Genomic DNA, 3003 nt, shown 5'->3' on the forward strand with positions numbered 1-3003 from the left:
GTGCCGCCACCCGTGACGGAGCGTCACCGGCGCACGGTGGCACATCCCGGCTTCACGGAAATCTTGCCAGGGCCAGAGAAGTCCGTACGCCGACATGCTCCGGGCCGGTGGAGGTGTTCCAGGAGCCGGACGGCGTCATTTCCGGTGGCAAGGATCCTGGTCATGGGCTTGGTGGGGTTCTTCCCCAGGCGGACCGGCCGGCCGTAGCGCAGCCCCCAGCCCTCATCGACCAGCTCGTCGAGCAGGTGAGGAGAGGTGGCGGCAACTTCTTCGAGTGCGGCGCGGACCGCCTCGGTGACCAGCTCCAGGCGGGTCAGGTCACGCACCGCGGCCAGGACGTGCGTGGAGTCGGTGCGCTGCGTGGTGCGCTCGCGCACCAGGCCGGCCTCCTTCAGGCGGGCCAGTGCGAGGTCGAGGAGGCGGTCGACGCGGGCGTCCTCGGCGAGGCGGTCTCGGAAGTCGCCCAGCACGATGAATGGAAAATTCCCCAGCCACGGGCATGCTGACGCGTTCATTGGCCAGAGCTTGAGATGGCGGTCAGCTTGCGGGGGTGAGAGTGACATCGTGGCCAAGCGCGTTGAGCTGGCGCACAAGGTCGCGAGTACGGCGTTTCGGGTCGATCAGGCGTTGGTGGTAGTCGGAGCCGAGGTCGCAGAAGGTGGTGTCGGGATCATTGATCAGGTGCCAGGCGATGATCAGGATTGAGCGAGCGACGGCGACCAGGGCCTTCTTGCGCCCGCGGCGTTTGACGATGCGTCTGTATCGCGCGCCGAGGTAGGTGTCGGTTCGGGCAGCGGCGCTGGCTGCTTCACCGAGGGCACTCTTGAGCCAGGGGTTGCCCCGGCCGGTCGGACTGGACCCGCGTTTGGCACCGGACTGCGTGGTCCGCGGGGTGAGCTTGGCCCAGCTGGCCAGGTGATCTGCGGTGGGGAACACCGCCATGTCCGGGCCGAGTTCGGCGAGCAGGATGTGGGCGGTGGTGGGTCCGACACCGGGAATGGCATCGAGCCGATCGACGAGCGAGGGCCCGGGGTGTGCGTTCCTCCGGTCCGGGCAGGTCCTGAACAGCGGCGGTGATCTGCTCGTTCAGCCGTGCGATCTGCCCGGTGAGGTGGTCGATGCTGTCCAGCAGTGTCTGGCAGAGGAAGCTGTGGTGGTCCTCGAACTGCCCGATCAGAGCGTCGGCCAGGGCGGCCTTCTTGCGGACCAGGTTGCCGCGGGCCAGATCGGCGAGGACGCGGGGGCTGCGTTCGCCGGCGATGAGGGCGGCGAGCATGTCCCGGCCGGAGGCGCCGAACAGGTCGGTGAGCACGCTGGTCACCTTGATCTGCGCATCCTCCAGGATCTTCTCCACCCGCTGGATCCCGAGCGGGCCGAACTCGTCGAAGGCGAAGACCCGGTCCGGGAAGCGGTCGAGGACCTCCTCGATCCGGTCCAGCTTCGCCTCGCGGTCGGGGTCCGGGGATTCCTTCCACGTCTTGGTGCGCTGGAAGGTCACGCCGCGGCGGGCGAGCAGGCAGCGTAACGCCTCGCGGCCGATCCGGATCACGTGGCCGTGGACTTTGCGCAGGTAGGCGACGAGCTTGCGCAAGGACCAGCGGGTGAAGGGCTGGCCGAGCTTGGTCGGGCGGGTGATGGCCATCTGGATGACGAAGTCCTCGTCGTCAGGGCTGAGTTGGCGGAGACGGCCTCCCGCCCACCGAGACATCTCACGATGCCAAGTCGTCAAGCTGCTGAGGCCAGTTCGGAGGGAAAGGCGATATGTTCGTCGAACAGTTCGCCTACCTGAAGGCAGTGGTAGAGCTGGCCGATCATGCGGTTGAAAAGGTGACGCTGAGCAGCCGCGTGCCAGTCTCCTTGCTGGCGTCGGCGCCGGTAGTGGGCGTCCGCGCCGGGTGAGGACCGCAGAGCGGAGAAGGCCCACAGGTAGCCGGCATGGTTAAGCCGGTCGTTCTTGACCATGCGACGCCCGACGTGATGTTTCTTGCCGGACGCGCGGGTGACGGGGGCGGAACCTGCATAGGCCTTCATGCCACGTGCGTCGGCGAACCGCTGGCGGTCATCGCCGATCTCGGCCAGCACCCGGGCACCGAGCTGGATCCCGAGACCGGGGAAGCTCAAGATGACTTTGGCGTCCGGGTGTTGGAGAAAAGACTCCTCGACTGCCTCGGCGAGCTCCTCAGCAGCAAGGCAGGCGGCTTCCAACTGCCGCAGGAGGGCGAAGGCCTGCTTGCCGAGCGCGTCTTCGACCAGCTGCGGCTGGCTTGCGTAGTCAGTTCGGAAGATCTCGCGGAGCCGGTCGGCCTCGGCTTCGATGCCGCGGCTACGGCCTGCGCGTTTGAGGGCGGAACGGAGCTGGGCGCGGGTGAGCCGGGCGGCCTGGCTCGGGGTGGGGGCGAGCTTGAGCAGTTCGCGTGCTTCGGAACGGCACAGCCCGTTGGTCCATCCGGCGAAGGCGTCCAGGGCCGCGGGGTAGTACTCGCGCAGCAGCGAGCGTAACTGGTTGGCGATCTGCTGCCGGTTCCAGGTCGCGTCCTGCTGGGCGCGGGCGAGGACGGCAATGGCGCGTGCGAGGTCGGTGTCGGCCGGCAACGGCCGGTGCATGGGCATATCGGTACGCAGGATGTTGGCCAGCACCAGAGCGTCGCCAGGGTCGGACTTCTTGCGGGAGACGCCGTGCCGGTCGCGGTAGCGGGCAGCGGCCATCGGATTGATCGCGAAGACCTTCCGCTTGCCCTGCCGCAAGCCCGCGACCAGGAGGCCTCGGCTGGTTTCGATGGCGATCGGGATCGGGTCGTCCTCCGCGTCGCCGTGCTCGGCGAGCAGGTCCAGCAGCAGCTGGTAGCCAGCCATATCGTCGGTGATGCGACGCTTGGCCAGCAGCTGCCCGGTGTCGTCGATCAGGGCGACGTCGTGGTGGGGTCGGCGCGGAGCGCGGTACTGGGATTGCTCCCAGCCCGTTTCTCCGCGCCGCCCTCCCGAACCGGACGTGCGAGTTGTCCC

General features: G+C 68.1%; 3 protein-coding genes and 2 pseudogenes. 1 reads left to right on the top strand and 4 read right to left on the bottom strand.

Annotated elements, in window-relative coordinates:
- Positions 1–23: 23 nt before the first annotated feature.
- Entirely contained in the window at positions 24–515 is a 492-nt protein-coding gene (locus tag ACFZDK_RS55655; RefSeq protein WP_390987050.1) for a hypothetical protein, read from the bottom strand.
- 49 nt (positions 516–564) lie between these two features.
- On the opposite strand from ACFZDK_RS55655, the gene ACFZDK_RS55660 reads away from it, so the two are divergent.
- Positions 565–705, top strand: a complete 141-nt coding sequence (locus ACFZDK_RS55660; protein ID WP_390987053.1) for a hypothetical protein — start codon at positions 565–567, stop codon at positions 703–705.
- 114 nt (positions 706–819) lie between these two features.
- Here ACFZDK_RS55660 and ACFZDK_RS55665 read toward each other — a convergent pair.
- From ACFZDK_RS55665 to ACFZDK_RS55675, 3 genes and pseudogenes are all read right to left on the bottom strand, one after another.
- Positions 820–1068 (bottom strand): annotated as a pseudogene (locus ACFZDK_RS55665) (transposase); the annotation flags it as partial.
- A gap of 289 nt (positions 1069–1357) precedes the next feature.
- Positions 1358–1702, bottom strand: a pseudogene (locus ACFZDK_RS55670) (IS630 family transposase); the annotation flags it as partial.
- Between the two features lie 23 nt (positions 1703–1725).
- Positions 1726–3003 (bottom strand): IS110 family transposase (locus tag ACFZDK_RS55675; protein WP_390987056.1); only part of this gene is annotated, 1278 nt, incomplete at its 5' end.

Source organism: Streptomyces sp. NPDC007901, from assembly GCF_042959465.1.
GTDB lineage: Bacteria > Actinomycetota > Actinomycetes > Streptomycetales > Streptomycetaceae > Streptomyces.

Coding starts and splice junctions, on each gene's coding strand:
- ACFZDK_RS55655 (WP_390987050.1), bottom strand. CDS start 515: ATGAACGCGTCAGCATGCCCGTGGCTGGGGAATTTTCCATTCATCGTG.